General features: G+C 67.0%; 22 protein-coding genes. 6 read left to right on the plus strand and 16 right to left on the minus strand.

Features of this window, described 5'->3' with window-relative positions:
- Positions 1-100 precede the first annotated feature (100 nt).
- The 5 genes from U0177_RS10030 to U0177_RS10050 form a co-directional block, all read right to left on the minus strand.
- Positions 101-463, minus strand: coding sequence for a PleD family two-component system response regulator (locus tag U0177_RS10030; protein WP_409570483.1), 363 nt, complete (start codon positions 461-463; stop codon positions 101-103).
- Positions 464-524: 61 nt separating this feature from the next.
- Positions 525-2,729 carry a response regulator gene (locus tag U0177_RS10035; RefSeq protein WP_409570484.1) on the minus strand — a complete coding sequence of 735 codons (2,205 nt, stop codon included), beginning with the start codon at positions 2,727-2,729 and terminating at the stop codon, positions 525-527.
- Positions 2,730-2,899: 170 nt separating this feature from the next.
- Positions 2,900-4,477, minus strand: a complete 1,578-nt coding sequence (locus tag U0177_RS10040) for a methyl-accepting chemotaxis protein (RefSeq protein ID WP_409570485.1) — start codon at positions 4,475-4,477, stop codon at positions 2,900-2,902.
- Positions 4,461-4,919, minus strand: a complete 459-nt coding sequence (locus U0177_RS10045) for a hypothetical protein (RefSeq protein ID WP_409570486.1) — start codon at positions 4,917-4,919, stop codon at positions 4,461-4,463. Before U0177_RS10045 ends, U0177_RS10040 begins: the two co-directional genes overlap by 17 nt.
- A gap of 3 nt (positions 4,920-4,922) precedes the next feature.
- Positions 4,923-5,390: a chemotaxis protein CheW gene (locus U0177_RS10050; protein ID WP_409570487.1), complete on the minus strand. Its 468-nt coding sequence runs from the start codon at positions 5,388-5,390 to the stop codon at positions 4,923-4,925.
- 270 nt (positions 5,391-5,660) lie between these two features.
- Between U0177_RS10050 and rfbD the strand changes: the two genes are divergently transcribed.
- From rfbD to U0177_RS10070, 4 genes are read left to right on the plus strand one after another with little or no spacing between them, the layout of a single operon-like run.
- Positions 5,661-6,536, plus strand: a complete 876-nt coding sequence (rfbD, locus tag U0177_RS10055) for a dTDP-4-dehydrorhamnose reductase (RefSeq protein ID WP_409570488.1) — start codon at positions 5,661-5,663, stop codon at positions 6,534-6,536.
- Between the two features lie 59 nt (positions 6,537-6,595).
- Positions 6,596-7,537 (plus strand): glycosyltransferase family 2 protein, encoded by a 942-nt coding sequence (locus tag U0177_RS10060; RefSeq protein ID WP_409570489.1) that lies wholly within the window; start codon positions 6,596-6,598, stop codon positions 7,535-7,537.
- Between the two features lie 10 nt (positions 7,538-7,547).
- A complete protein-coding gene (locus U0177_RS10065) occupies positions 7,548-8,372 on the plus strand; it encodes a dolichyl-phosphate beta-glucosyltransferase (RefSeq protein ID WP_409570490.1) in 825 nt (274 codons plus the stop codon).
- A 12-nt stretch (positions 8,373-8,384) separates the two neighbouring features.
- Entirely contained in the window at positions 8,385-9,428 is a 1,044-nt protein-coding gene (locus U0177_RS10070; RefSeq protein WP_409570491.1) for a DUF6930 domain-containing protein, read from the plus strand.
- Here the strand turns inward: U0177_RS10070 and U0177_RS10075 are convergent.
- The 5 genes from U0177_RS10075 to U0177_RS10095 all read right to left on the minus strand — a co-directional run bounded on the left by U0177_RS10075 (position 9,421) and on the right by U0177_RS10095 (position 17,156).
- On the minus strand, positions 9,421-12,030 hold the full coding sequence (locus U0177_RS10075) for a DUF2029 domain-containing protein (RefSeq protein WP_409570492.1): 2,610 nt from the start codon (positions 12,028-12,030) through the stop codon (positions 9,421-9,423). The two genes, U0177_RS10070 and U0177_RS10075, sit on opposite strands and share 8 nt — an antisense overlap.
- A gap of 285 nt (positions 12,031-12,315) precedes the next feature.
- Positions 12,316-13,239 carry a sugar ABC transporter permease gene (locus tag U0177_RS10080; protein ID WP_409570493.1) on the minus strand — a complete coding sequence of 308 codons (924 nt, stop codon included), beginning with the start codon at positions 13,237-13,239 and terminating at the stop codon, positions 12,316-12,318.
- A 38-nt stretch (positions 13,240-13,277) separates the two neighbouring features.
- Positions 13,278-14,291, minus strand: coding sequence for a carbohydrate ABC transporter permease (locus U0177_RS10085; protein ID WP_409570494.1), 1,014 nt, complete (start codon positions 14,289-14,291; stop codon positions 13,278-13,280).
- A gap of 144 nt (positions 14,292-14,435) precedes the next feature.
- The gene (locus U0177_RS10090; RefSeq protein WP_409570495.1) at positions 14,436-15,767 is read right to left on the minus strand and encodes an extracellular solute-binding protein; all 1,332 of its coding nucleotides are present in this window, start codon (positions 15,765-15,767) and stop codon (positions 14,436-14,438) included.
- Positions 15,768-15,941: 174 nt separating this feature from the next.
- On the minus strand, positions 15,942-17,156 hold the full coding sequence (locus tag U0177_RS10095) for an ROK family protein (protein WP_409570496.1): 1,215 nt from the start codon (positions 17,154-17,156) through the stop codon (positions 15,942-15,944).
- A 299-nt stretch (positions 17,157-17,455) separates the two neighbouring features.
- On the opposite strand from U0177_RS10095, the gene glgP reads away from it, so the two are divergent.
- Complete coding sequence (glgP, locus tag U0177_RS10100) at positions 17,456-19,594, plus strand: alpha-glucan family phosphorylase (RefSeq protein ID WP_409570497.1); 2,139 nt, start codon at positions 17,456-17,458, stop codon at positions 19,592-19,594.
- A gap of 157 nt (positions 19,595-19,751) precedes the next feature.
- On the opposite strand, the gene U0177_RS10105 is transcribed toward glgP, so the two are convergent.
- From U0177_RS10105 to U0177_RS10125, 5 genes are all read right to left on the minus strand, one after another.
- Positions 19,752-20,414, minus strand: a complete 663-nt coding sequence (locus U0177_RS10105) for a PspA/IM30 family protein (protein ID WP_409570498.1) — start codon at positions 20,412-20,414, stop codon at positions 19,752-19,754.
- A 173-nt stretch (positions 20,415-20,587) separates the two neighbouring features.
- Positions 20,588-21,289, minus strand: coding sequence for a 16S rRNA (guanine(527)-N(7))-methyltransferase RsmG (rsmG, locus tag U0177_RS10110; protein WP_409570499.1), 702 nt, complete (start codon positions 21,287-21,289; stop codon positions 20,588-20,590).
- Between the two features lies 1 nt (position 21,290).
- Positions 21,291-21,743, minus strand: a complete 453-nt coding sequence (locus U0177_RS10115; RefSeq protein ID WP_409570500.1) for a DUF5915 domain-containing protein — start codon at positions 21,741-21,743, stop codon at positions 21,291-21,293.
- A gap of 15 nt (positions 21,744-21,758) precedes the next feature.
- Positions 21,759-24,467, minus strand: coding sequence for an isoleucine--tRNA ligase (ileS, locus tag U0177_RS10120; protein WP_409570501.1), 2,709 nt, complete (start codon positions 24,465-24,467; stop codon positions 21,759-21,761).
- Positions 24,468-24,858: 391 nt separating this feature from the next.
- A complete protein-coding gene (locus U0177_RS10125; protein ID WP_409570502.1) occupies positions 24,859-25,137 on the minus strand; it encodes an Lrp/AsnC family transcriptional regulator in 279 nt (92 codons plus the stop codon).
- A 136-nt stretch (positions 25,138-25,273) separates the two neighbouring features.
- Between U0177_RS10125 and U0177_RS10130 the strand changes: the two genes are divergently transcribed.
- The gene (locus U0177_RS10130; RefSeq protein WP_409570503.1) at positions 25,274-25,954 is read left to right on the plus strand and encodes a dual specificity protein phosphatase family protein; all 681 of its coding nucleotides are present in this window, start codon (positions 25,274-25,276) and stop codon (positions 25,952-25,954) included.
- Here U0177_RS10130 and U0177_RS10135 read toward each other — a convergent pair.
- On the minus strand, positions 25,932-26,603 hold the full coding sequence (locus U0177_RS10135; RefSeq protein WP_409570504.1) for a PspC domain-containing protein: 672 nt from the start codon (positions 26,601-26,603) through the stop codon (positions 25,932-25,934). The genes U0177_RS10130 and U0177_RS10135 overlap by 23 nt on opposite strands.
- Between the last annotated feature and the right edge of the window lie 139 nt (positions 26,604-26,742).

A 26,742-nucleotide genomic window follows, 5' to 3' on the forward strand; every position in this document is an offset into this window, starting at 1 on the left:
TTTCCAAGCGACGGCGACGCGATGCCGGGCGAGACATTGCTCCGACAGCTGATGGTAGCGATGCGGTAGAACGGTGCTACCCGCCGGCAAGCGCGGCGGCTTAGTGCATCTCGAGAATATTTTTGACGCGGTTGGGCAGGTTAAGCAGATCGATATCTTTGTTGAGATAATCGTCGACGCCGGCCTCGAACGCGGCGTGCTTGTCGTCGCTGGATGTTAGCATAATAATACGCAGCTCGTCGAGCGCCGGGTTATTACGCAGGCGCCGGCATACCTCGTAGCCGTCGATCCCGGGCATCTGCACATCCAGCACCATCAGATCGGGTACTTCGTCGGCGATCTGGGCTAGGGCCTCTTCGCCGCTATGTGCGAGCCGCACCTCGTAGCCATACATGCTCAGACGCATCTTGACGATATCGGTCACCAGCTTGCTATCGTCGACGACGAGAATTTTTTCCGCCATGTCGTGCTCCATTTAAAGGCTGGGTAGACACGCGTGGATCATGATCTACCATTGTGGGTGGCTATGCGAGCAGCTGCTGAATAGTTTCGAGCAGGCTGTGCTGATTGAACTGGCTTTTGACGATATACGCCTGCGCGCCGGCCTCCAGGCCACGGCGCCGGTGGGTTTCGGAGGCCAGGCTAGTGATGATGATCACCGGCAGATCGGCCAGGCCAAGGTCGGTGCGAATTTTGCTGGTGAGCTGAAAGCCGTCGACGCGCGGCATTTCAATATCGCTGACTACCAGATCGTAGGTATCGCTCCGCAGTTTGTCAAGGGCGTCGAAGCCATCGACTGCGGTGGTGACGTGGTACCCGGCCGATTGCAGGATCGAGCGGATCAGCTCGCGGGTGGTGAACGAGTCGTCGGCTACCAGCAGGCGCGAGTGTCGAGCCGGCGCGGGGCGCGCGATCGGTGGCGCGCTCACCGCCATGCTGCGGGCGAGCTGGGTCAGCGCCACCGGGTTGATCAGCAAGATCAGCCGGCCATTGCCAAGCTGAACAGCGCCGTTGAACTGGCGCTGCTTCTCGAACAGTGGCCCGAGCGGTTTAACAACCACCTCGCGCTCGTCGATCAGCCGATCGACCAGCACGGCGAGGGCGCGCTGGCCGCCGATCAGCACTGCCGGCCGGCGCTGGTGCGCCGGGAAAGGCCGTTCCCCGCCGATCCCCAGCAAGTCGGCCAGGCGCAGCAGCGGCGCCATACGGCCTTCGTGCTGGAGCATGGCGCGGCCCTCGATCGTCTTCAGGCGCTCGGCATACACCCAGGTGCTGCCCTGGCAGCCCGACGCCGGCAGCGCGAAGAGCTGGCCGGCAGCCTCGACCAGCAGCACGCGCGTGGTCATCAACGTGATCGGCAGGATCAGCGTGATCGTCGTGCCGGCCTGCAGCCGCGATTCAACCTGCACCTGCCCGCCCAGCTCGACAATATTGGTGCGCACTACGTCCATGCCCACGCCACGGCCGGAGATATCGGTGATGATCTGGGCGGTGCTGAAGCCCGGCAAGAACACGAGATCGAGCACTTCCTGCTCGGTAAGCGCCGCAGCCTGCTCGGGGGTATACAGATTTTTGCGTATCGCGGCCTCGCGCAGCCTGGCCGTATCCATGCCGTAGCCGTCGTCGCGGATGCGCACGTACACAAGCGCGCCGAATGCCTCAGCTTCAACCTGAATAGTTCCCTGGCGTGGCTTACCGAGCCGCTCGCGATCCTCAGGCGGCTCGATGCCATGGTCGACGGCATTGCGAATCAGGTGAACGAGCGGGTCGCTCAGCGCCTCGATGATCTTGCGGTCGAGCTCGGTTGCCTCGCCGGTGAGCACCAGGCTGATCTCTTTGCCGGTTTCGTAGGCCAGCTCGCGCACGGCGCGCGGCAGGTTGGCGAAGGCGGTGGCGATCGGCATAAGCCGCGCGGCCATCACCTCCTGCTCGAGGTCTTCGATCAGCAGGTTGGTGTGGTTGAGGTGCTGGCCGAAGCGCTCGGCGTGGGTGTGGATCAGCCGGCTGGCGCGGTCGCCGGCGTTGAGCGCGCTGTTCAGGTGGCGGTCGATCGTGTCGCGCTGCATGGCCGAGAAGCGCAGCTGCTTCAGCTCGCGCTCGAGCGCCAGCAGGGCGCGCTCCTGCTGCGCCACCAGGCCGGTCAGCTCGTCGAGGGTATGCAGGTGGGCCGCCTGGGTCTGGCGGCCTACCGCCAGCTCGCCCGTCAGGTTCAGCAGCCGGTCGAGCCGATCGACGCGCACGCGAATGGTCTGGCGCGCAGCCGAACGCTGAGGGCGGGCGGGCGGGGCGGTGGCAGGCTCGGGCGCTGCGGCCGGAGGATCGGCGGCGGGCGAGGCTGGGCTGCGGTTACTGCGGCCGAGCGTGAGCGTGAGGCTTTCGACATCGATCGTGGGCGCGCGGCCCTCGATACTGGCGCTTGTCAGCTCGAGGATTGCGTCGCCGCCGCGCAGCAGATCGTCGGCGAGCGCACGGTCGAGCTCGCGGCGACCTTCGCGCACGGCGCCAAGAATATGCTCGCAGGTATGGGCGAGCCGGCCGATCGGCTCGAAGCCAAGCAGGCGCGCCGAGCCTTTAATAGTGTGCATGGCGCGGAAAATCGCGTCGAGCCACTGGCGGCGCTCGGCGGCGCCGAGCTCGATCGTTTCGATCGCCAGCAAGCCCTCGTTGAGCACGCGCACATTTTCGAGCGTCTCATCGCGAAACTGGTTATGGAAAGCGCTTAAATCCATACAATGCTGTGAATTGATCTTAGAGCCTGTTTGAAAAGGGGTGCGCGAGGGCTTTGCCCCTCGCACTTCCTCTGGCGGGTGGCGGCCACATTCGTGGCCGCCACCCGCCAGAACAAGTGGATACTTGGAGGGACTTCGTCCTCCAAACCACTGCCTTTTCAAACAACTTCTTAGGGTCGGCTATTACTCCGCCCGGCGATGCTCGACATGCGCCGGTCGAGCGCGTCCATCTCGGCTTTAAACGCGGGCGTATGAGCTTCGTCGTACACCAGGCCGTGCAGGCGCTCGGCGATTGCGGTAAGCATCTGGGCCGAGTCGGCCATCTGGCGCGAGCCGGCGGCGGTCTGGCGGGCCACATCGGCGATCTCGCGCATGGTCTCGACCACCTGCTCGCTGGCGCTCTGCTGCTGGGCGGTGGCCAGGCTGATCTCGGCGCTGCTCTGGGCGGTGCGCTCGGCCACCAGCACGATCGCATTCATCACCTCGCCGGCGCTGTGGGCTAGCTCAACGCCATGCTCAACCTCTTTGCCGCCTTCTTCAGCCGCCAGCACAGCCGAATTGGTAGCCTGCTGGATCTCGGCGATCACGCCCTTGACCTCTTTGGCGGCCGCGAGCGCGCGGTTGGCCAGGCTCTTCACCTCGGCGGCCACCACCGCAAAGCGGCGCCCGTGCTCGCCGGCGCCGGCCGCCTCGATCGCCGCGTTGAGCGCGAGCAGGTGGGTTTCGTCCGACAGGTCGTTGATCAGGTCGATGATCTCGCCGATCTGCTGCGAGCGCTCGCCCAGGTTGAGCACGCGCGACGAGACATCCTGCATGCGGCCGCGGATGCGCTCCATGGCCTGAATGCTGTTGTCGACCGCGTCCTGGCCCTCGCTCAAGTTTTCGAGCGTTTGGCGCGAGGCCTCGGCCACTTGCTCGGCGGCGATGGCGATCTGGCGCGCGGTCGAGCCCAGCTCTTCGATGGTGGTGCTGACTTGCGAGACCGCGCTGGCCTGCTCGGTGGCGCCGCTGGCCTGCTGGTGCGAAGCGGCCAGCAGCTCGGCGGCGGCGGTCGAAAGCTCGCTGCCTAGCTCGATCTGCTGAATATTCTTTTCGAGCAGCTTCTGGTTTGTGTCGAACAGCGCCTCGGCCTGCGCGCCGGCCTGGCTAATAAAGTGGCTGGTGCTGCTGGCCCACACCAGCGCCAGGTAGGCCAGCAAGCCGCCGATCGAGCCGAACGTCAGCAGGGTGATAATCACGCGGCCGGTGCCGTGCAGGTCGATCACCGGCAGCAGCAGCTCGGTGCTCTGCAGAATAGCCAGGCCGATGTAGCATAGCAGGGCAACTAGGAACAGGCGAATACTATCTTGCGTGCGGCCGAACAGCCCGGCGGCCATGATCGGCACGAAATACAGCACAAAGATCGGGCTGGCGACGCCGCCGACCAGGTAGATCGCCACGGTGACATAGAACACGGCCGAGTACAGAAACAGGTTGGTGGCCAGGCGATAGCGGCGCCCGCGCAGCAGCCCGAGTGTCGCGAGCGTAATGCTGAGGGCCAGCAGCAGCGATAGCATCACCACAAATGCCAGGCGCTGGCCCGGCAGCGCGCCCAGCAGATTGAGCCCCAGCAGCGTACAGCTGCCGGCGGCCGCGATCGTGCCGAAGCTGATGGCGAAGCGGCCGAGCAGCCGGCTGCGCTCGCCTTCGTCGTTGTAGATATCGACGATGGTTCGGCCGAGGCGATTGGGATCAGGCGCCTGAGACATAAGCAGTGTTGCCTTTTCGATCAGGGCTGGCTGGTGCCGCCAGCATTACGCTGCGGGCCACCGCACGCACATCGATCAGCACGACGGGCTGTGCTTCCAGCACCAGCGCGCCGGTGGCCCAGGGTTGGCGCAGGCGCTCGCGCAGCAGCGCGGGCAGCGGCACGGCGCTCGCGTGCTCGATAAACGTCTCGATTGCGTCGACCAGCAGCGCGACATAGCGGCGGCGCAGCGGCACCATCAGCGCCTGGCGGCGCTGCAGCGCGCCGGTGTCGGCGTGGCCGAGCAGCGGGCCAAGCTCGGCCGCGAGGCAGGGCTGGCCGTAGAAGCCGCTATGATCAAGAACGCGCGGATCGGCCAGCATTTTCATGCCTGCGAGGTCGGCGTGGCGAACAGCGTAGCGATGGCGGGCCGTGCGTACGATCAGCAGCATATCGGCGTTCATTGGCTACTCCCATGCCCTCAGCCCGGCGATCAGCTCGTCGAGATCGAGCAGTGCGACCGGCTGCTGCTCGAACGTGGCCAGGCCGCGGAGAAAGCGGGCGCGGGCGGGGTCGAGCGCGGGCGGGGGCGGCTCGAGCGCTGCGGGCGGCAGCGCGGCGAGATCGAGCACCGCCTCGACCAGCAGGGCCATGTCGATCTCCTGGTGGCTCAGCATCACCAGGCGCGTGGCACGCGAGGCCGGCGGCGCGCTCAGGCCCAGCAGCGGGTAGATGTCGACCACCGGCACAACGACGCCGCGCTGGTTCAAGATGCCCGGCAGCGTTGCGGGCGCGCCAGGCACCGGGGTATAGTCGCGATAGCGAATCACCTCGCGCACGCAGGCCGATGGCAGCGCGTAGACTTCGCCGGCGAGCCGGAACAGCAGCACATCGAGCTGCGGAGCGGTTGAGTTATCGGGGGCAGATGCGACCACAGAGACCTACGCTTTGTCAGGTGCGGATAGCATGCTTTATCGAACCTAACGCAGCATACTACGGAAGCGCTGCGCTGGTCAAGCCATCGGCTGGTACTCCGGGTATACACCTGCGCAGTACTCTTGTTCGCCGCTGTACGACAAGCCCATGTATTCAAGTCATCGGCCGCTGGAAGCCACGCCTGGCCACGATCGCAGCGCCGGCGGCGAGCGGCAGTGGAGCAGCGCGGCGGGGCTAGGCATTTGACGCGCCGGGTAGTATCTTCTATCATGCGGGCGCTCAGACAGCCTTCCAAGCCAAAGGCGGGTAGTATGCGGATCGCAATCACCGGCGCGAATGGCCAGCTTGGCCGGGCGCTGCAGGCCCGGCTGGGCCGTGAGCACGAGCTGATCGCGCTGGGCCACGGCGAGCTGGAGCTCGGCCGTCCCGAGTGTGTCGCGCAGCTGGTGGCCACCGGCGCCGAGCTGGTGCTACACCCGGCGGCCTACACTAATGTCGACGGCTGCGCGCGCGACCCCGAGCTGGCCCACCGGGTGAATGGCTTAGGGACGCGCTATGTGGCGCTGGCCTGCCGGCAGCTTGGCGCGCCGCTGGTGTATGTTAGCACCAACGAGGTATTCGACGGCGCGGCGTCGGCGCCGTACTTTGAGTACGACCAGGCACGGCCGATCAATGCCTATGGGCGCTCGAAGTGGGCCGGCGAGCAGGCGGTGCGCGAGCTGCTCGATCGCTTTTATATCGTGCGGGTTGCGTGGCTGTTTGGCGGCGAGCGCAATTTCGTGCGAACGATCTTGCGGCTGGCAGCCGAGCGCGATGAGCTGGCGGTGGTGGCCGACGAGATCGGCAGCCCGACGCATGCCGGCGATGTAGCTGCGGCGGTGGAGCAGCTGATTGCCACGCCGTACTATGGCACCTACCACCTGGTGAACGCAGGCGCCTGCTCGCGCTACGAGTTCGCGGCCGAGATCGTGCGGCAGGCCGGGAACACGCGCACAGCGCTACGGCCGATCACGCTGGCCGAGTACAAGCGCGACAGCACGGTGCCGCCGTATACGCCGCTGCGCAACCTGGCCGCCGCCGCGCTGGGCATCGAGCTACGCCCATGGCAAGCCGCAGTAGCCGAGTATATCGGCAGCGTGCAATAGCCTGGCGACGGCCTGAAATGAAGCGCCGGCCGCGAAACCGCGAACGGCCTACTGAAACCATGATCGACGTCATCATTCCAAACTACAATGGTGCGAAGCACCTGCCGACGTGCCTGAACGCGCTGCGGCGCCAGACCCGCCGCGACTTTTGCGTGGTGGTGGTGGACGATGGTTCGACCGACGACTCGTGCGAGCTGTTGCGGCGCGGCTACCCCGAGGCGCAGGTGATCGTGCAGCCGCGCAATCGCGGCTTTGCGGCGGCGGTGAATGCCGGGTTCGAGGCGACCGGCGGCGAGTACGTGGTGCTGCTGAACAACGACACCGAGGCGCACCCGCGCTGGCTCGAGCAGCTGGTAGGCGCGCTCGAGCGCTTCCCGTCGTACGCATTCGCGGCCAGCAAGCTTATGCTGTTCGATCAGCGCGACCACCTGCACTCGGCGGGCGATTTCTATGGCGCGAACGGCGTGCCGGGCAGCCGCGGGGTATGGCAGCACGACGCGGCGGCATACAATGTGATGCAAGAGGTATTCGGCCCGTGCGCAGGCGCGGCGGCGTACCGGCGCTCGGCGCTCGAGGCGCTGAGCGAGCGCGGCCAAGTCTTCGACGAAGACCTGGTGATGTACTGCGAGGATGTCGACCTGAACCTGCGCGCGCGGCTGCGCGGCCTGCGCACCCTGTACGTGCCGCAGGCGGTGGTGTACCACCGGCTTAGCGCCACTGGCGGGGGCAAGCTGGCGAGCTACTACTGCGGGCGCAACTTCATCCTGGTGTGGGCTAAGAACATGCCGGCCGCACTGGTGCGCAAGCACCTGGCAGCGTTTGTGCGCGCCCAGCTGAGCTTCACGCTCGCGGCGCTGTGGCATGTGCGCGAAGAGGCCGCGCGCGCGCGGCTGCGCGGCCAGGCAGCCGGCTTGCTGGCGCTGCCGCGCTTTGTGCGCAAGCGCCGGCAACGCTTCTCTCGCTCGGCCGCGCCGGCGCTGGCGCCGACGCTGACATTGTAAGGAGTGCATTGTGAGCCTTCCGCCTGATGCGCCGCTGCTCTCGGTAGTGGTACCGGCCTACAACGAAGAGGCGCGCCTGCCCGATACCCTGGCGCAGATACTCGCGTACCTCGAGCGGCAGAGCTACGCCTCGGAGGTGCTGGTGGCCGACGACGGCAGCACCGACGGCACGGCCGCGCTGGTCGAGCGGATGGCGCGCAACCACCCGTGCCTGCGGCTGCTCTCGCTCGATCATCGCGGCAAAGGCTTTGCGGTGCGGGCGGGGGCGCTGGCGGCCACCGGCGAATACCTGCTGCTGTGCGACGCCGACCTGGCGGTGCCGATCGAAGAGTGGCCCAAGCTGCACGAGTGGCTCAATCGCGGCTACGACGTGGCCATCGGCTCGCGCGAGGGCCTGGGCGCGCGCCGGCTGGGCGAGCCATGGTATCGGCACCTGATGGGCCGGGTGTTCAACCTGATCGTGCGGGTGGTGGCGATTGGCGGCATCCAGGATACGCAGTGCGGGTTCAAGGCGCTGCGCGGCCTCGTGGCGCGCGATCTGTTCGGGCGCGTGCAGATCTACGGCGAGCACGCCCCGCGCGTGCAGGGCGCCGCCGTCACGGCGTACGATGTCGAGCTGCTGTTTCTGGCGCGGCGGCAGGGCTACCCGATCGCCGAGGTGCCGGTGATCTGGCGCTATGGCACCGAGACCAAGGTAAACCCGCTGCGCGACTCGTGGCGCAATTTGCTCGACGTGCTGCGGGTGCGCTGGTATGCGCTACGCGGCAGGTACGCGCACCATCACGCGGCTTCGCCCATGGCTGCGGTTGAAAAGACGGCCCAGCGCGGCGGCTGAAAGCGAGAGGCAATGCTTCAACAAGAACCTTCCACCGAGGAATGGCGGGCGCTGTTTCAGGCTGCTGTGGCATTCAAGGCCGTGGCGCCGTGGGAGTGGATGTACGACTCCGACCTGTTTGGCGTGCAGAATCCCGAAGATGGCGAGGTGGGCTACTGCTGCGTGATGGGCAACCTCGGCGAGCATTTCGCGCTCGGGGTGTATCGCGGCACCGAGGGGCTGGCAGGCTACATGGCGCTGCAGTCGGGCGCGCTCGGCCCCGAGCCCAACCCGCTCGACGTAATCTTTTCGCAGAAGTGCCTGATGGCCTCGTTCGAAGACCGCGCGTACCTCGACAAGCGCGATCTCGGCGTGATCAAGCAGCTTGAGCTGAAGTTTCGCGGGCGCAGCGCCTGGCCCCAGTTCCGCAGCCACGATCCGGGCCTGCTGCCGTGGTATATCACCGCCGCCGACGCACGCTTTCTCGCGTTGGCACTCGAGCAGTCGGTAGATGTGGCGCAGCGCCTGGCCGAGAACCCCGAGCTGCTCAGCTCGCCAATGCCGGGGAAGCTGCTGGTGCGCGTAGCCAAGCGCGGCGCCGAGGGGCTGGTGTGGAGCGACGCCTGGCAGGAGCCGGCTAGGTTCGTTGCAAGGGAAACCGAGCTGCCGCCGCTCGATCGCCCGCGCCTCCAGCAGATCAAGCAGCGGCTGCGCGCCGGCCAGCAGATCTGGGAAGTCGACCTGTTTCCGGCCCCGACGCCCATCCAGGAGCAGCGCGGCGAGCGGCCGTACTACCCGTTTATGGCGATGGTAGTCGATCACCGCAGCGGCATGGTTTTGCAGCCGTACCTTTCGGGGCCGCAGAACTACCAGGCCGGGTTTCAAAAGCACGTTCTTGATATGCTCGAGATGGCTGGCGCGCTGCCAAAAGAGCTGCGTGTCGCCTCGCCCGAGGTGGTGGCGCTGCTCAAGCCAATCGCCGTCGCGCTGGGCGTGAAGCTGCGCGAAACCGATAACCTGAGCATGCTCGACGCCGCGCGCGATAGCCTGATGGGCTACTTTGGCGGGTTTAGTTAGGTGCGGGCGGGTATTCTGGCCAGCGGTACGGCCCGCCGCCCGGCAGCCGTAGAAATTCATCGCCCAGGCGCGCCAGCCGGGCCGCCCCGCCCGCGAGCGGCCGCTCGAGCCGGGCGTAGCGCGTGTACTGCACCACTTTGTCGCCGCGGATCAGCTCGCCGCCAATCGCCGGGCCAAGCTGCTCGTCCCCGCCGCTGGCCTGCCAGAGCGCCTGGAAGCCGGCGCTGACCGTGCCGGGCGCGCCTGCGCCGGTGGGCTGCAGGCCCGCGTCGGCAAGGCTGATCAGCTCGCCGAGTGGCAGCGGCTGCACGCCGCCAGGGCTGAAGCGCAGGCAGGCGCGCGCAAAGCACTGCAGCGTGCCGTCGGCGAAGGGCACCGCCGGCATGATCGGGTCGCCCGGCCCGGCCGAGCCGTCGCCGCCGCGCGCGCGCCAGGCCGCCAGCAGAGGCTCGGGCACGAAGTAGCCGCGCTCGCCAATCGCGCGCCCGCGCCGGGGTTCGACGTTCAGCGTTGCGAGCGGCTGCGGTGCAGCCAGGTCGCGTTCGCCAGCGCGCAGCCCCAGCGCCAGGCGGTAGCTGCCCGGCGGCAGCTCGGCCGGCAGCGCCAGCGGCTGCAAATGCTGCACCACGGCGTCGCCCCAGTCGCGCGGCGCCAGCGCGCCGTACAGCAGCGGCCGCGCGAATTCCGCGAGCACGCTTCCCGCCGCGTCTTGAAGCTGTACCACCACGCTGACCGCGTTTGTAGGCGCGGGGTCGTTCGGCGCGGCGTCGTAGCGCCAGTCGAGCGTCAGCAGCGCTGTTTCGCCGGGGTGGTAGGCCGGCCGGCCGGGCGAAGGCGCGAGGTGGAACGCCAGCAGGCGCAGGCCGCCGGCAAAGCTCAGGCTGGCTGCCGTGGGCGGGCCAGGCTCGAGCGGGCGATAGATATCGTAGGTGCCGCGCGAGCCGGCCTGGGCGTAGCGGTGGGTGATCAGCGTGATCATTTCGGGCGTCAGCCAGTTGCCAAGGTAGTCGAGCACCACCAGCGGCACGCGGCCGCCGGCCAGGTCGCGCAGCAGGCCGCGCTGATCGGCCAGGTTGGCGTCGAGCAGCTGGCGATACTCAAAGGCCTGCAGCCGAAACACCAGCCCGGCCTGCGCGGCGACGCCGGGGATGTCGGTGAACAGCGGCCCGCCAGCCGCGTGCGCCTCGGCATTCAACGCCGCGTTGATCTTCGCGAACGCCGCCAGCAGGTCGCGCTCGCGCCGCAGATCCTGCCAGACGCCATAGCGCCCAAGCGCCAGCCGCGGCGGGTTCACGCCCTCGATCAGGCCGGCGGTCTTCAGGTAGGTTTCGCTCCAGAGCGGGTAGTAGCGTAGCTGTGCGCCCGCCAGCAGTGCCGCGATCGCGATCGTGGCCCCAAGCTGCGCGATCGGCCCGAGGCGCGCGCGGCGCACGAATGCCGGGGTGAACCCGTGGCCGGCGCACCACGCCGCCTCGGCGGCAAGCCAGATCTGCCCGGCGTAGAATTCGAGAAAGTAGTTCGTGTACGCGCCGACTTTGCCCACACCATAGGCCACCACCGCGCCGAAGATTGTGTAGTAGAGCGCGAGCAGGATCGAGGTGCGCGAGCTCAGGATCGGCCGGCCCGAGCCGGGGTTTCTGGTTGCTGGCGCCTGGCTCTCCGCTTCAGGTTCGCGCGCAAACAGCCCGAACAGCGCGCCCAGGCCAGCTGCTGCAAGCAGCGGCCACAGGATCGCCAGCTGATCGTGCCAGAAGCCGTACGCCAGCCGGGCTTCCCAGGCATTCGCATTAGCCGCCAGCACATGGAGCGCAAACCAGCCGCCGCTGGCGAATTCGAGCGTGCCCGCCACCAGTGCGACGAGCGCGGCGGTGAGCGCGCCCAGCAGCAGCGCGCGGCGCCAGTCGCGAAACAACAGCCACACCAGCGCGGCGGCCGGCGCGGCGATCAGCGAGGGCTTGACCAGCAGGCTCAGCGCCAGCGGCAGCGCCGCCCAGAGCGCCAGGCGCCGCCCGGCGCCGCGCCGCACCAGCGCCAGCGCCCACAGCCCGAGCGCCACGCCAAGCATATCGACGCGCGTCACCACGGCCCACTCGCGCACGATCGGCAGCCCAAGGAATGAAAGAACGATCAGCAGCCGCGAGCCAAGCACCAGGAAGCGCCGATTGATCATACTTCTGGCTTCTCGGTTCGCGGTTGCTGGCCCCTGCGCCAGCTGCCAGAGCGCTGCGAGCGCGGCGCATGTGGCGGCGAGCGACACCAGCCGCCCGGCTAGCAGCGCGTCGCCGGTGAGCAGCGCGGCGAGCGCGGCGGCCAGCGGGTACACTGGCGGGTAGTTCACCACGAAGTAGGGTGGCTGATCGGGGTTGGCGTAGAGCTGCCAGATCGGCGTGCCGCCGCGCAGCATGCCGATCTGCGCCAGCAGCGGGCCTTCGCCGTAGTCGAGCGGGAATGGGTAGCCGAGCATATGCGCGGCGTGGATAGCGAAGAAGACCAGCTGTGCGCCGACGACGAGCGCCAGCATGCCAAGCGCGGCCCATGCCAGCAGGCGGCCCAGCGGCCACAGCCTTGCGGCACGCGGTGGCTGAGAGTATGCGTCGGCCATGCGGCTATGCCGGGATACAGGCCGCGCGTGAACTGCGGTGCGATCGGTTGCGCATAGGCTCCTCGTGGGCTCTGGCTGCGCTAGTATACGCGTTGAGCGCGCCGATCGTCAAGCGCGGCCGGGCCAGCTTGGCGAGCGGCCGCGTAGCCGGCGCGGCGCGCTTGCGAGCGCATACCCATTCGCTGCGGGGATGCCGGCGGCGTGCGCCGGCGCAAAAAGCGCGAAGGCCCGAAGCGGCCTGGCAGCTTCGGGCCTTCGCGCCTGGGTCGCGCTGGTGAGTGCGGGCTAGCCCTTCACACCGCCGACCGTCAGGCCACCGACGATATACTTCTGGAGCGCCAGGTACACCACCGCCACCGGCACCGCAATGATCAGCGCCATAGCGGTAAAGCGCGACCAGGGCGTTTGCCCGGCGTACTGGCCGACCATGTTGTACAGCGCCATCGAGAGCGTAAAATTCTTCGGCTCGGTAAGGAACTGCCACGACAGGTAGAATTCGGTCCAGCCGCCCAGGAACACCAGAAACGCCGTCACCGCCAGCACCGGTGTTGCCAGCGGCAGCACGATGCGCAGGAACGTCTGGTTGCGGGTCGCCCCGTCGATCGTCGCGGCCTCCTCGAGCTCTTTCGGAATAGTGTCGAGGTAGCCCTTCAGGTTCCAGATCGCAAACGGCAGCGCGCCCGATGTCATGGCCAGGCCCACGCCGAACAGCGAATTGCGCAGGTTAAACCCGCCGATCACCACCCGGTTCAGCAGCACAAACAGCGGCGCGATGCCGGCCACCGACGGGAGCATCAGCACGCCCAGCACGGCCAGCATCAGCTGTGAGCGGCCGGGGAACTGCAGCCGCGAAAAGGCGTAGGCAGCGGTGACGGCGATCGCCAGCGCGAAAATCGTCACGCCGCCGGCCAGCAGAATGGTGTTCAGCGCCAGCTGCGCGAACGACACCGGGTTGGTCGTCGGCTGGGTCAGCACCGCGCGATAGGCATCGAGCGTCGCGCCTTCGGGCAGCAGCGAAGTCGGGCGGTTGAGTGTGCTTGGGTCGATCGATCGAGCCACCACCCAGGCGATCGGGTACAGCACGGTGAAGGCGAGAAGCAGGCAGAATGCCTGGAGCAGCAGCTGCGTGCCGAGCTGCAGCGGGCGGCCCGACGACGTGCCGCGCGGGCGCCGGCCAACGCCGCGGGCTGGAGTAGTAGCGGTTGCCATAGCTCGTCCTCCTTCAATAGGGTGAAGCAGCGGCCGGATTATTCGGTGTAGCTCGCGGTAGCCTTGGCCAGCCGGTTAGTGATCAGCGTCAGGATCAGGAGCACAAAGAACACATATACGGCGAAGGCCGAGGCAATGCCATACAGCTTCTGCTCGTTCACCAGGCGATACGCCCACGTGACCAGCAGCTCGGTGCGGTGATCGGGGCCGCCGCCTGACAGGAAGTACGAGAGGTGGAATAGGTTAAACGTTGTGACAAAGCCAAAGATCGCGAATGGCAGCATGGCTGGCCGAAGCATCGGCACCGTCACATTCATGAACTGCTGGGTGCGGGTTGCGCCATCGATCTCGGCAGCCTCGTACAGCTCTTTCGGGATGCTCTGCAACGCGCCGGTCGCCACCACCGCGTTCAGCGGCCAGCCTAGCCAGATATTCGTCACCAGCATCGCGTAGTACGAGAGCGGCAGCGGGATCCAGGGGATCGGCAGGTCGAATGAGTCGAGCCAGCGAATATGCACTGGCGCGCCGCCGAACCAGCCGGCGATCGTCGAAAGCAGCCCGTTGATCGGGCCGTAGTCGGCGTCCCACATGTTCTTCCACACCGTCGCGACAATCAGCGCCGGAATGACCACCGGCAGCACATAGATCGCCCGGTAGACGCGCTTGAACCACAGCCCCTCGGTATTCAGCAGCACGGCGATCAGCACGCCCAGCACCACGTGGATCACCACATTCGATAAGGCCCACCACAGGTCGAATGCTAAAGTGCCCCAGAAGTTAAAGCCCGTGAAGGGCATGTCGCTTTTGAGAATTCTGATGTAGTTGTCGAGCCCCACAAAGTTCGGCGGCTGCGAGTTGACGCGCAGATTTTTCAAGCCAAAATCGGTGAACGACATGTAGACCTGGAACAGCAGCGGGTAGAAGGTGATGACGCCCATCACCAGCAGTGCCGGCAGCAGGTACAAATACGCCAGCCGGGTTGAAGCCGCGCGCTGTCGCGACGATTTTCGCGTGGTCACCGGGGTATTCGACTGTACGTTGACTGTAGCCATGAGGCGCTCCTTGGTCAGCCATCAGTGGTACGTTTGATGGTGGCACGGGCAGGTGTTGTGCCGCGTTGCAGCGCTGCGTTGGAGTGGGATCGGCTTCCGCGCAGTGCGGAAACCGATCCCGAAAGGTCACTCGTGGGCCTGGTGCTACTTGCCGTTGGCCTTGTCCATCGCCGCACAGCCGTCTTTCGAGGCCTGTGCCGGGTCGGTGCCCTTCTCGATCACGTTGTTGACAGCGTCGCCGAAGTTGCCCCAGAAGTTGTCGAGCTCTTTGACCTGCGGGCGCGGGTAGCCGGTGGCGGCCGCATCGGCGAAGCCCTTGGTCACGGGGTCGCTGATCTGGATGGTTTTGTCGGCCGGAACGTGGCCGGCCTGGTCGACGTACACCTTCATCGAGGCCGGGCTGGTGAGGTACAGGCCCAGCGCCACCGCGCCATCGACGTTCTTGCTATTGACGTTGATGTAGAAGCCGTCGGTGCCGGTGAGCGGGCCAGCCGGGTTCTTCGGGCCGGCGGGCACCGGCGCCACTGCGACTTTGTCGCCGAGGCTCTTCTTGTAGTCGCCAGTGGCCCACGGGCCGTTGATGATCGCGTCGGCCTTGCCCGTCTGGAAGGCGTCGTTGGCCTTGCCGCCGTCGGTGTAGAACTGCGCGCCGGCGTCCTTCAGCTGCTTCAGGTAGGCCATCGCCTCGCCGAAGGCCGGGTCGAGCGCGCACTTGCCGGCGTCGTCGACGATCTTGCCGCCGAAGCCGACGAAGAACGGCACGTTGTGGTAGGCGTTCTGGTTGATCGCCAGCTTCAAGCCGCCCTTGACGGCCGCCAGCAGCTCGTCGGTGGTCTTTGGCGCGGCCTTGACGGTGCTACTGTTGTAGAACAGCGCCACGGCCTTCAGCGACTCGGGCACGCAGTACAGCTTGCCATCGACCTTGCAGCCATCGACCGCGACCGGCAGCAGGTTGTCGAGGTGGCCGGCCATCTTGTCGTCGATCGGCGCGAGCAGGTCGGCGCGAACTTCCTTGCCCAGGCTGTCGTTCGGCGCGATGAACATGTCCGGGCCGCCGCCGGCCGCCGCTTCGGTTTCGAACTTATTGTAGATCTGGTCGAACGGAACCTCGAGCACGGTGATCTTGGCGTCGGGGTTGTCCTTCTTGGCGTTCTCGATCAACGCATTGATCGCGCTTTCCTCGGCGCTGCCAGCGCCGTAGGCGTGCCACAGCGTCACTTCGCCCGTCACCTTCGGGCCAGCCATGGCGCCGCCGGCCTCGGGGGCCTTGGTGGGCTCGGGGGCTGCGGGCGCGGCGGTAGCCTCAGGGGCCTTGGTAGGCTCGGGGGCTGCGGGCGCGGCGGTAGCCTCGGGAGCCTTGGTGGGCTCGGGGGCCGCAGGCGCGGCGGTGGGGTTTGCGGTGGTGCCGCCGCCACAGGCGGCCAGCAGCAGTGCCATCAGCGCGATGGCGCCCAGGAGTTTGAGCATCCGATGCATACCTGTTTCGCTCCTTTGCATAAAGGGAATCTGATGCCGTTCAATCATCGTACGATTGGCGATGGTTCTGTGGATGGGTTCAGCGGCGCGCAGGTGGCGTGCCAACCGCTCCAATCACCCCCTTTCAGGGCGTATTGGTTTCATGCGAAACCACCAAACTTGGAACTTGCCGTGCTATACCGGCAGAGCCTCGGCCGCGCTTTGGTTCGGGGCGCGCGCCGGCACATTAAAGGCGTGGTGGATCACGATCGACACTGCCCCAATGGCTACCACATTTTTGCCAAGCTTGCCCGGCACGATCGCCACATGTTCCACCGCTACCGCAAGCCCACGCCGCTGCAGTGTGCCACGCAGCGCGCGCAGCAGCCAGTCGCCGGCTTCGGCCATGCGCCCGCCAATCACCACGCAGCCGGGGTTGATCATGTTCAGCATGTCGGCGACGGCAATGCCCAGGTATTCGCCGGTTGCGTCGAGCAGCGCGATTGCCTGGCTGTGGCCCTGTCGCGCCAGCGCCAGAATGTCGTCGAGCTGGCCGCCGGGCAGCCCGAGCGCCTGGGCGCGCTGCAGCACCGCCGGCAGGCCGGCTACGGCCTCGAGGCAGCCGTACGAGCCGCAGCGGCAGCGTGGGCCGCCTTCCTCCACCATCAGGTGGCCGATCTCGCCGGCCGAGCCGATGTCGCCGCGGAACAGCCGCCCGTCAAGGATGAGCCCGCAGCCGATGCCCGCGCTGCCAAGGTACAGGTAGGCGACGTTGTCCCAGCCCTGCGCCACGCCCCAGTGGTGCTCGGCCAGCGCGCCGAGGTTCGCGTCGTTCTCGACAAACACGCGCAGCGCCAGCGCGTCTTCGAGCAGCGCGCGTAGCGGCACCCCATGCCAGCCGGGCATCACTGGCGGCGCGATCGGCCGGCCCGTCGCGTAGGCTAGCGGCGCCGGCACGCCCACGCCCACGCCCACGATCTGCGTGCGGCTGAGCTGCGCTGCGGCCAGCAGGCCGTTTACCTGCGCCACCAGCTGGGCAATGCACGCCACCGGGCCGGCCGCTAGGTCGAATGGCACGCAGGCACTGCGCAGCACATTCGCGGCCAGATCGGTCAGTAGCAGCGTCAGCGCCGTGCTGCCGAGCTCGATGCCGATTACAAACGCCGACTGGTAGTTGAACTCGATCATGATCGGCCGCCGCCCACCCTGCGAGCTGCCGATGCCGGTCTCGCGCACGAGGTTGGCCGCCAGCAGCGCGGCAATAATGCTCGATACGGTCGAGCGGCTCAGGTTGCTGCGCCGCGCCAGCTCGGCACGCGAGATCGGCCCTTCTTGTCGCAGCAGGCTCAGCACGCTTCGCTGGTTCAACTCGCGCATCAGCGCCAGGTCGGCTGGGTGCGAATCGGTCATACGGCGAACCTGCGCTATCTCCGGACAATCCCGTGGCGAATGGTTTGCGTTTCGTAGTTAAATCGGTTTAGGTGTGATGGCTGTGATCCTAGCATACTCTCGAAAGTTTGTCAAGAGAGCAAACAAATACCGACTCGACAGAAGCCCGGTCTTTTCGTACAATGGGCGGCGTATGTACCAATGGGGGACGAACGGCGAAGGGTCGAGCGGCGGCAGCCGCGTTCGGTCTTGCCCTTCGTCCTTTGTTGAGATGACCGACTGCCGGTATGAGGCAGCTTCGATACATGCTAGGAGGTTTTGTGAATATTACCACCGCCGATCTGCTCTTCACCCCCATTCCGCAACGCCTCAGCCGCCTACGCGAGCTGGCTTTCAACCTGTGGTGGAGCTGGCATCCGGAAGCGCAGGAGCTCTACCGGCAAATCGACCCTGAGCTGTGGGAGCAGGATTACCACAACCCGGTCGATTTTCTGCGTGATGTGCGCCAGCGCCGGCTCGAAGACGCTGCTGAGAACCCCGACTATCTGAAGCAGTATGATCAGGTGCTCGATACCTTCGATCGCTACATGGGCGAGGCGAAAACCTGGTTCGCGCAGACATATGCCGGCACGAAGGATCAGGCGATCGCCTATTTCTCGGCCGAGTTCGGCCTGCACGAGTCGCTGCCGATCTATTCCGGCGGCCTGGGCGTGCTGGCCGGCGACCACGCCAAAGAGGCTAGCGACATTGGCCTGCCGTTTGTGGCCGTGGGCTTTCTGTACCCGCAGGGCTACTTTCGCCAGCGCCTCGACCATAGCGGCTGGCAAGAGGCACAGTACGTCAAGCTGAATTTTGCGAATGTCGCCGCCTCGCCCGCGCTCACGCCCGACGGCCGCGAGGTGGTTGTCGAGGTCGAGCTGCCCGGCCGCACCATCTACGCCAAGGTCTACCGCATCCAGGTCGGGCGCATTCCGCTCTTCCTGATGGACACCGACATTCACCCGAATAGCCCGCAGGATCGCGAGCTTTCGGCCCGGCTGTACGGTGGCGACCAAGAGATGCGCGTGGCGCAGGAGATCGTGCTCGGCATCGGCGGTGTGCGCGCGCTGCGCCAAATGGGCATTAGCCCGACGGTGTGGCATATGAACGAAGGCCACTCGGCGTTCCTGGTGCTCGAGCTGGCGCGCGAGCAGGTGCAGCAGGGCGTGCCCTTCGCCGAAGCCATGCAGCGCGTGCAGTCGGGCTCGGTGTTCACCACCCACACGCCCGTGCCGGCCGGCAACGATGCCTTCCCACTGCCGCTGATCGAAAAATACTTCTGGCAGTATTGGTCGCAGCTGGGCCTCAGCCGCGATGAATTCGTGAATGTGGCGCTTCAGCAGCAGAGCTGGGGGCCAACCTTTGCCATGACGGTGCTAGCGCTCAGGGCTTCCGAGCGCCATAACGGCGTGAGCAAGCTCCACGGCCATGTAGCCCGCGGCATGTGGCAGTGGATGTATCAGGATAAAAGCCAGGACGAAGTGCCGATCACGTCGATCACCAACGGCGTGCATACGGCCACCTGGCTCGCGCCCGAGATGCGCCGGCTGTTCGAAGCCTACATGGGCAAGGATTGGGAAGATCGGCTCGACGACGTGGCGCTGTGGCAAAAGATCCACGACGTGCCCGACGAAGTGATGTGGCAGGCGCGCCAGAGCCTCAAAAAGCAGCTGGTCGAGTTCGCGCGCGAGCGCACTCGCGAGCGCCACCTGCGCCTTGGCACCTCGCCGGCGGTGTGGCCGGTGCTCGACGAAACCGCCTTCACGATCGGCTTTGCGCGGCGCTTCGCCACCTACAAGCGCGCCACGCTGCTGTTCAAAGATATCGAGCGCCTGAAGGCCATCCTGAACCGCTGGGACCGGCCCATGCAGATTGTGTTCGCCGGCAAGGCGCACCCGGCCGATGATCCCGGCAAGCTGTTCATCCAGCAGGTGTACCAGATGTCGCAGCAGCCCGGCTTCCTCGGCAAGATCCTGTTCATCGAAGAGTACGATATGTGCGTGGCGCGCAAGCTGGTGCAGGGCGTAGACGTGTGGCTGAATACGCCGCGCCGCCCGTACGAGGCCAGCGGCACCAGCGGCCAGAAGGCCAGCCTGAACGGTGCGCCGAACCTGAGCATTCTCGATGGCTGGTGGCCCGAGGCGTTCAATGGCAAGAATGGCTGGGCGATCGGCGAGGAGCGCGAGTACAGCAATATCGACGAGCAGGACTGGCGCGACTCGCAACACCTATACCAGATCCTCGAGAACGAGGTACTGCCCACCTTCTACGAGCGCGGCAGCGATGGCGTGCCGCATAAGTGGATCGGCTGGAGCAAAGAGGCGATTGCTACCGTCGCGCCGATGTTTAGCACCCGCCGCATGGTGAAGGAGTACGCCACCCGCCTGTATATGCCTGCGGCTGGCCTTGCCAAAAAGTAGGCTACAGCGCCTGCTGAATACTACATCCGGCTGATCACGTGCGGTGTGGCGGGGGTTCGGGGCGGCATTGCCGCCCCCGAACTGCATTTTGTGGCTGCCCGGCGAGGCCTAAGCGGGCCAGGCCACACAAAAAGAACGTGAGCGAGCGGAGCCGGTATTACTGCTGGCCGAGCTTGCGCTTGAGCTCGGCAAGCTCGGAGTTGACCTCCTGGTCGCGCTCGAGATCCTTGAACTTGCTTTCGAGCGTGCCGCTCTCGAGCTTGGCCATCGCGTCGGCGCGCGCCAGACGGTCGTCCACGCGCTCCTCGAGCTGGTCGAGCTTGTCGAGCGCGCCGGTGCTGCTGAGGCCGCGGGCCATGCGCTGCATGGCCTCTTGCGTCTGGGCGCGGTTCTTCTTAGCGACGATCAGCTCGCGCTTGGCCTTCGTCTCGGCGATGCGCGTCTCGAGCTGCACCAGCGCCTGCTGCAGCGCGGCCACCTGCTCGTCCTGCGCGTCGGATTGCTGCGTGTACTGCTGGGCCAGCTTCTGCGCCTGCACCTTGCGCGCCAGCGCGGCCTTGGCCAGGTTCTCGTCGCCGGCGCGTAGCGCAGCCTCGGCTTTATTGTTCCACTGCTCGGTCTCGGCCAGGTACTGGGCCTCTTTGTTGTTAAGCTTGGTGGCGTCGGCCATGGCCGATGCTACGCTGGTTTTGGCCTCGTACAGCTCACTGTTCAGCTGGCGCAGGTACTCGTCGGCCATCTTCTCAGGATCCTCGGCTTTGTCGAGCAGCGAGTTGATGTTCGCGCTGAGCAGATCGCTGATACGGGTAAAAATGGACATGCGGCGCCCTCCTTTTCGATGTTGGCGGCTGATTGTAGATGGGATGCGCGCGAGCGTTGTGCCAACCTATGCAGGTATTCTAGCACAAGCCGCTCGCGTCATTCAACCATGCTTTGTACGCCGTGTCGTGCCAGCAAGTTTCAAGCCTTGCTCACTATTGCGCCTCATGCGCTTTAGATCGGGCGTTTGGCCGGTATGCCCGGCGCGCGTGGGTACCGCGCCGGCGTGGCCGCGACTTTGCCGACGACCACCAGCACGCGCGGTTCGGCCCCAGGGATCTGCACCGGCTCGACGCCGATAACGCTGCCGCCTAGCCGCGCGATCGTCGGCTGCGCCGCCGCCAGCTCCGCATCGAGCTGCGCGCCCTTTGGCGCCAGAAAGCGCCCGCCGGTGCGGCAGAGCGGCAGGCAATATTCCGCAAGCACGCGCAGCTCGGCCACCGCCCGCGCCACCGTGACATCGTAGCGCTCGCGGTGCGCTGCCGCGTGCCCTACTACCTCGGCGCGCTCGGCCAGCACCTCCACATCGCCCAGGCCCAGCAGCGCGACGATGTGCTCGAGAAAGGCGGCTTTTTTGCCGATGCTCTCGACCAGCGTCAGCTGCAGAGCGGGCTGTAGGATCTTCAGCGGTAGCCCAGGGAAGCCCGCGCCCGCCCCAATGTCGATCAGGTTGGCGGGCGCGTCGCCCCAGCTGAGCGCGCAGCGTAGCGAATCGAGGAAATGGCGCGTGGCGATCGCGCTATCCTCGGTGATCGTGGTCAGGTTCACGCGCTCGTTCCAGCGCCGCAGCTCGGCGGCGTAGGCCGCGAATTGCGCGATCTGCTGCGGGCTGAGCACGATGCCCCACGCCGCGGCGCTGGCTGCCAGCTGCTCCATGCTATTCGGCTTTGGTGAGGCCGAGGGTGAGCGGGCGGCCGTCGAGCTCGATCCCGCTGACCGCCGCCCCCGCCGCAGGCGCCGCCAGCGCCAGCCGCGCCGCCAGCGTCTCCGCGCGCAGATACCCCTCCCACGCTGCGACCACCCCCGCCACCTCCGCATCTGCCCCCTCCAGCGTCACCGCCACCCGGTCGGCGATCGCCAGCCCCGCCGCCTTGCGCGCATCCTGGATCTGCCCGCACCAGCTCCCGCATGGCCCCTCCACTCGCAGCTCGGCCGTCGCAGCGTGTCCAGCGCCACCAGCACGCCCTCGTGCTCCGCCACCGCGTAGCCTGCTGGCGCCGTGCTGCTCACCAGCACATCCTCCGCCTCGGCCTGCGGCGCCTGCCCATCGACGACAGCTCGAACGCCGTGCCGGCCTCGGCCGCCTGCACCACCGTACGCGCCTCGCCACCAGCCCCGCCAGCGCCTACGTCGCCTGCTTCTGTACTTCTACCCACCCACGCACGGACTCGGCGGCCTGTCCTCGACCAGCGTGGCGGCGGCGTGTAGTGAATTGCACGACCTTGACGTTCAGCTCGTCGCGCAGCTCGCTCTCGAAGCGGCGGATGCCGTCGAGGCGGTGGGCAGCACGCGCGACCTGGCGCAACGATGCCGGCCCTGGCGGCGGGCAGCCCGGCCAAGGCGGATGGCCTCGAGCAGGGTGGCGGTGTCGGCGAGCAGGGGCGTCGTCGCGGGCGGCAGGGTCAGGCTGGGGCCAGGCGGCGAGGTGCACGCTCTGCGGCACGCCGGGGCGCTGGGAGGCGACGAGGTTGTGCCAGAGCGCCTCGGCGAGGAAGGGGGTGAAGGGCGCGAGCAGGCGCGCAAGGGTGGTGAGGCAGGTGTAGAGGGTGACGTAGGCAGCCTGCTTGTCGGCGTCGCTCTCGGCCTTCCAGAAGCGGCGGCGGTTGCGGCGGACATACCAGTTGGAGAGGTCTTCGACAAAGGCCTCGATGGCTTTGGCGGGGGCGTGGATGTCGTAGGTGTCGAGGGCGGCGGTAACGGTTTGGACGAGGGCGCTGAGGTGGGCGAGGGCCCAGCGGTCGGTGGGGAGGAGCGTGTCGGCGGGCGGGGCGAGGTCGGGCGGCGCCCAGCCGTCGAGGTTGGCGTAGGTGGTGAAGAAGCTGTAGGTGTTCCACAGCGTCAGCAGGAACTGGCGCAGCATCTCGCCCACCTGCTCGGGGCCGAAGCGGCGTGGATTGTAGGGCGGGGCGCTGGCGAACATATACCAGCGCACGGCGTCGGCGCCAAACTCGTCGAGCAGCGCGAACGGGTCGACGACATTGCCGCGCGATTTCGACATCTTCTCGCCCTTGGTGTCGAGGATGTGGCCAAGGCAGATCACATTTTTGAACGCCGGGCGGTCGAACAGCAGCGTGGCGACGGCGTGCAGCGTGTAGAACCAGCCGCGCGTTTGGTCGATCGCTTCCGAGATGTAGTCGGCCTGGCCGGCGATCTCGAACAGCTGCTGGTTTTCGAACGGGTAGTGCCACTGCGCCACCGGCATCGCGCCCGAGTCGAACCAGGCGTCGGCCACGTCGGGGATCCGCCGCATCAGGCCGCCGCCCGGCGCGGGCCAGGTGAGCTCGTCGACGTACGGGCGGTGCAGGTCGAGGTCCTTCAGGCTGCGGCCGACCTTCTGCTCAAGCTCGGCCAGCGAGCCAATGCACTCCATATGCTTGCCGTCGTCCGACACCCAGATCGGCAGCGGGGTGCCCCAGTAGCGCTCGCGGCTGATCGCCCAGTCGATGTTGTTGGCCAGCCAGTTGCCGAAGCGCCCATTCTTGATATGCTCGGGCACCCAATGAACCGCCTGGTTGTGGGCGATTAGCCGCTCTTTCTTGGCGGTGGTGCGGATGTACCAGGAGGGCTTGGCGTAGTACAGCAGCGGCGTCTTGCAGCGCCAGCAGAACGGGTAGGCGTGGCGCACTCGCCCGCTGCGGAACAGCAGCCCGCGCTCGTGCAGGGTGCGCGTGATCACCGGGTCGGCCGTTTTGAAGAACAGCCCGCCAAAGCCCAGCGCGTCGTACTGCGCGTAGGTCGTGCCGCTCAGGTCGACCGAGAACAGCGTCGGCAGGCTGTAGGTGCGGCCGATCTCGAGGTCGCCGTAGGCCGGCGCGATGTGCACGATGCCGGTGCCGTCCTCGAGCGAGACAAACGCGTCGGCGATGGCCAGGTAGGCGCGGGCGAGGTCGGGGGTATCGCCGGGGCCGGGCACGCCGTCGAACAGGCGCTGGTAGCGCACGCCCCAGAGCGCGTCGCCGCGGAAGGTCGCGAGCACGTGGTAGGAGCCTTCGCCGAGCACGCGATCGGCGAGGGCAGCGGCCAGCACCAGCCGCTCGGGGGCGGCGGCGCCGTGGTAGTCCACGAGCAGATAGTCGGCGTCGGGCTTGAGCGCGAGGGCGACGTTGGCGGGCAAGGTCCAGGGCGTGGTCGTCCAGGCGAGAAAGGCGGCGCCGGCGAGCTGGTCGTCGTGGGGGTGGCCGGAGGGGGTGTGGCGGAAGCGCACCCACACGCTCGGGTCGTCGACATCGTCCTCGAATCCCTGCGCCACCTCGTGCGCCGAAAGCGACGTGCCGCAGCGCGGGCAGTGCATCGTCACCTTGTAGTCGCGGAACAGCAGGTCGCGCTGCCAGAGCTGCTGAAGCACCCACCACAGCGACTCGATGTAGCTGTTGTCGTAGGTCGTGTAGGGGTGCTCGAGGTCGAGCCAGTAGCCCATGCGCTCGGTGAGGCGCTCGAATATGGCGATATGGTCGTGCGCGCTGGCGCGGCAGGCCGCGTTGAAGGCAGCCACGCCGTAGCGCTCGATGTCGGGCTTGCCGCTGAAGCCGAGGGCGCGCTCAACCTGCACCTCGACGGGCAGGCCGTGGGTGTCCCAGCCGCCGCGTGCGCCGATCACATAGCGGCCGCGCATGCGCTGAAAGCGGTTGATCGCATCCTTCACCGCGCGCGCCTCGACATGGTGTACGCCCGGCAGGCCGTTCATTGTCGGCGGCCCCTCGAAGAACACAAACGGGTTGGCGCGGTCGCCGGCCGCCAGCACCTGCCGGGCGATGCCATGCTCGGCCCACCCCTGTGCCACCGCCTGCTCGAGCGCTGGAAACGACACGTTTGGATCGACTGCCTGGAAGGCCATACTGTCCTCCTGACTATACGCCGAGCGCTGGGAGTTTTGGGCAACAAAAAACCCCGCCCCTCTGGAGGGACGAGGCCGGAAGCCCCGCGGTACCACCCTTCTTAGCTTCGCGCGCGCTGCGCGAAACCCGCTCGGCGAAGTGCCAACACACTTCCGCCCGTGTAACGTCGGGCGAGCACGGAGCCAACTACTGTGCATGGAGCTGCCGGTAATGGCAGCCAGATGCGGTTCGCCGCTCGGCTCGGGAGAGATCTTCGGCGGCTGTGTCGCGCGCGCCTTGCACCATCTGCGCGCTCGCTGTGCGACATCGCGGCTGCCTACTCGGCTCCGTCAGCGCTATTGCAGGCAGTATACCCGCAGTCAGGCGGAGTGTCGTCGGTCTTCTGGGGGATTACGAGACGCCAATATCCCAGGCGGCGTCGAGATCTTTGGCCGAGAAGCGCCGGAACGCTAGCACCGTGCTGGTGCCGGTGATCCCCTCGATCTTCGATAACCCGTCGGGCACGGCCTCGGCCAGCTGCTCGTACTCGGCCAGGCGCAGCACCACCAGGATGTCGAAGTCGCCGGTGACGCTGTACACCTCGGCGACGCTGGGCATGTTCGCGATCTCCTGGGCAATCGCGGCGATCTTCTGCGGCGTGGCTTTGACCATCACGAAGGCGGTGAACATGGCGGTTGCTCCTGTGCTCGGCGGGCCTGCGCGCAGTATAGCGCAAGGGCAGGCGCGGCGCAACGCAGGAATATGCTATACTATGCGCCAAGCGGCGCCCCGCGCCTCGCCTCGCTAGTGCACACAGCAGGGAACCATGTCGAACCGCCAGCTACGCCTGCCCTTTCCGCCCACCTACGGCCTACGCGCCACGCTGCGCCTGCCCGAGCTCTACCCGGTGTACGTGCGCACGCAGTGGCAGCGCGCATTTGGCCTCAACGTCAGCCATGTGGCCGATCTGCTGTTTGTCGGCGGCCAGTTCGCGCCCGGCCAGTGGCCGGCGCTGCGCGCGCTCGGCATTCGCGCGGTGCTGAGCTTGCAGGCCGAGCGCGCCGATGCCTTCGAAGGGCCGCCGCCCGAGCGCGCCCTGCGCCTGCTGGTGCCCGATTTCCACCCGCCGACGATCGAGCAGCTGCGCGAGGCGGTGGCGTTCATCGGCGCGGCACACGCCGACGGCCTGCCCGTAATGGTGCACTGCCACGCCGGCGTAGGCCGGGCATCGCTCACCGCCAGCGCATTTCTGATGACCCAGGGGCTCGGCCACGCCGAGGCGTTCCACACGGTTCGGCGCGCGCGCCCGATTGTGGTGCTGAACGCGCGCCAGCTCGCGCGCCTGCGCGAGTGGGAGCACGAGCTGGCGCGCGCCGGCGGCCATGCAGCGCCGGGCCGCAGCAGCCTGCCAACAAACCGCGGGGGCCGCAATGGCCCCCGCCCCTGCCCTCGCTGCCCGAAGAGCCCCGCCACCACGCCTGCGCCTAACGCCGGCGCAGCAGCATAAACCCAGCGCCGATCAGCAGCAGCGGAAAGATATACTGGTCGATATTAAACAGGTTCGCCAGCACCAGGATGCCAATGCCGAGCAGCAAGAAGCCGAACACGCGCCCGCGCTTGCGCTGCGGTGCCGGCGCGGCGCCCGGCTGCTGGTACGGCGGGGGCGGCACCGCCAGCTGCGCTTCGGTCGGGTCGACGCGCAGGGTGACCGTGCGGCCGGTGGCCGGGTCGGCCGGGTTGATCGGCTGGCCGGTCATTGGGTCGTAGCGGTACGCCTCGGGCGGCGGCACATCGCCGTAGGCCGGCGGCGCGGCCGAGCGGCCCTGGCTCGAGGCGGCCTGGCCTTGGCGTAGTACCTCGCGCACCTCGCGGCTAAACTGCTGGCTCACCTGCGAGGCCTCCTCGCCAAACACCTGGGCACGGCGGCGCCACTCCTCGGCATCGTGCGGGAATAGATCGGCGCTACCTGCCCCGCCGGCCTTGGGCATCACCATCCACAGAATCGGGTACACCAGCAGGCCCAGGCCGCTGGTGAGCGTCACCAGCACAAAGATCAGCCGCACAATCACCGGGTCGATCGCAAAGTATTCCGCCAGGCCACCACAGACGCCTGCGACGATTACTTCAGTGCGACTGCGCATCAGTCGTGGCTGCATACCAAACCTTCTTCTGGCCGCCTCACGGCGGCCTGGATATCTGTCGCTTCTGGCGGATACGACGCGCATTCCTTAACAATTGTTGCGGCGTAACACGCCGTTCGCCGGGCGCACCACGATCGCGGCTGCGCCCGGCGAA

It is taken from the genome of Kouleothrix sp., assembly GCF_046328425.1.
Taxonomy (GTDB): Bacteria; Chloroflexota; Chloroflexia; order Chloroflexales; family Roseiflexaceae; genus Kouleothrix.

What these genes read in the sequence shown, in the direction of transcription:
- U0177_RS10030 (WP_409570483.1), bottom strand. Translation starts at nt 463, where the DNA reads ATGGCGGAAAAAATTCTCGTCGTCGACGATAGCAAGCTGGTGACCGAT.
- U0177_RS10035 (WP_409570484.1), bottom strand. Translation starts at nt 2,729, where the DNA reads ATGGATTTAAGCGCTTTCCATAACCAGTTTCGCGATGAGACGCTCGAA.
- U0177_RS10040 (WP_409570485.1), bottom strand. Translation starts at nt 4,477, where the DNA reads ATGTCTCAGGCGCCTGATCCCAATCGCCTCGGCCGAACCATCGTCGAT.
- U0177_RS10045 (WP_409570486.1), bottom strand. Translation starts at nt 4,919, where the DNA reads ATGAACGCCGATATGCTGCTGATCGTACGCACGGCCCGCCATCGCTAC.
- rfbD (WP_409570488.1), top strand. Translation starts at nt 5,661, where the DNA reads ATGCGGGCGCTCAGACAGCCTTCCAAGCCAAAGGCGGGTAGTATGCGG.
- U0177_RS10060 (WP_409570489.1), top strand. Translation starts at nt 6,596, where the DNA reads ATGATCGACGTCATCATTCCAAACTACAATGGTGCGAAGCACCTGCCG.
- U0177_RS10070 (WP_409570491.1), top strand. Translation starts at nt 8,385, where the DNA reads ATGCTTCAACAAGAACCTTCCACCGAGGAATGGCGGGCGCTGTTTCAG.
- U0177_RS10075 (WP_409570492.1), bottom strand. Translation starts at nt 12,030, where the DNA reads ATGGCCGACGCATACTCTCAGCCACCGCGTGCCGCAAGGCTGTGGCCG.
- U0177_RS10080 (WP_409570493.1), bottom strand. Translation starts at nt 13,239, where the DNA reads ATGGCAACCGCTACTACTCCAGCCCGCGGCGTTGGCCGGCGCCCGCGC.
- U0177_RS10085 (WP_409570494.1), bottom strand. Translation starts at nt 14,291, where the DNA reads ATGGCTACAGTCAACGTACAGTCGAATACCCCGGTGACCACGCGAAAA.
- U0177_RS10090 (WP_409570495.1), bottom strand. Translation starts at nt 15,767, where the DNA reads ATGCATCGGATGCTCAAACTCCTGGGCGCCATCGCGCTGATGGCACTG.
- U0177_RS10095 (WP_409570496.1), bottom strand. Translation starts at nt 17,156, where the DNA reads ATGACCGATTCGCACCCAGCCGACCTGGCGCTGATGCGCGAGTTGAAC.
- U0177_RS10105 (WP_409570498.1), bottom strand. Translation starts at nt 20,414, where the DNA reads ATGTCCATTTTTACCCGTATCAGCGATCTGCTCAGCGCGAACATCAAC.
- rsmG (WP_409570499.1), bottom strand. Translation starts at nt 21,289, where the DNA reads ATGGAGCAGCTGGCAGCCAGCGCCGCGGCGTGGGGCATCGTGCTCAGC.
- ileS (WP_409570501.1), bottom strand. Translation starts at nt 24,467, where the DNA reads ATGGCCTTCCAGGCAGTCGATCCAAACGTGTCGTTTCCAGCGCTCGAG.
- U0177_RS10125 (WP_409570502.1), bottom strand. Translation starts at nt 25,137, where the DNA reads ATGTTCACCGCCTTCGTGATGGTCAAAGCCACGCCGCAGAAGATCGCC.
- U0177_RS10130 (WP_409570503.1), top strand. Translation starts at nt 25,274, where the DNA reads ATGTCGAACCGCCAGCTACGCCTGCCCTTTCCGCCCACCTACGGCCTA.
- U0177_RS10135 (WP_409570504.1), bottom strand. Translation starts at nt 26,603, where the DNA reads ATGCAGCCACGACTGATGCGCAGTCGCACTGAAGTAATCGTCGCAGGC.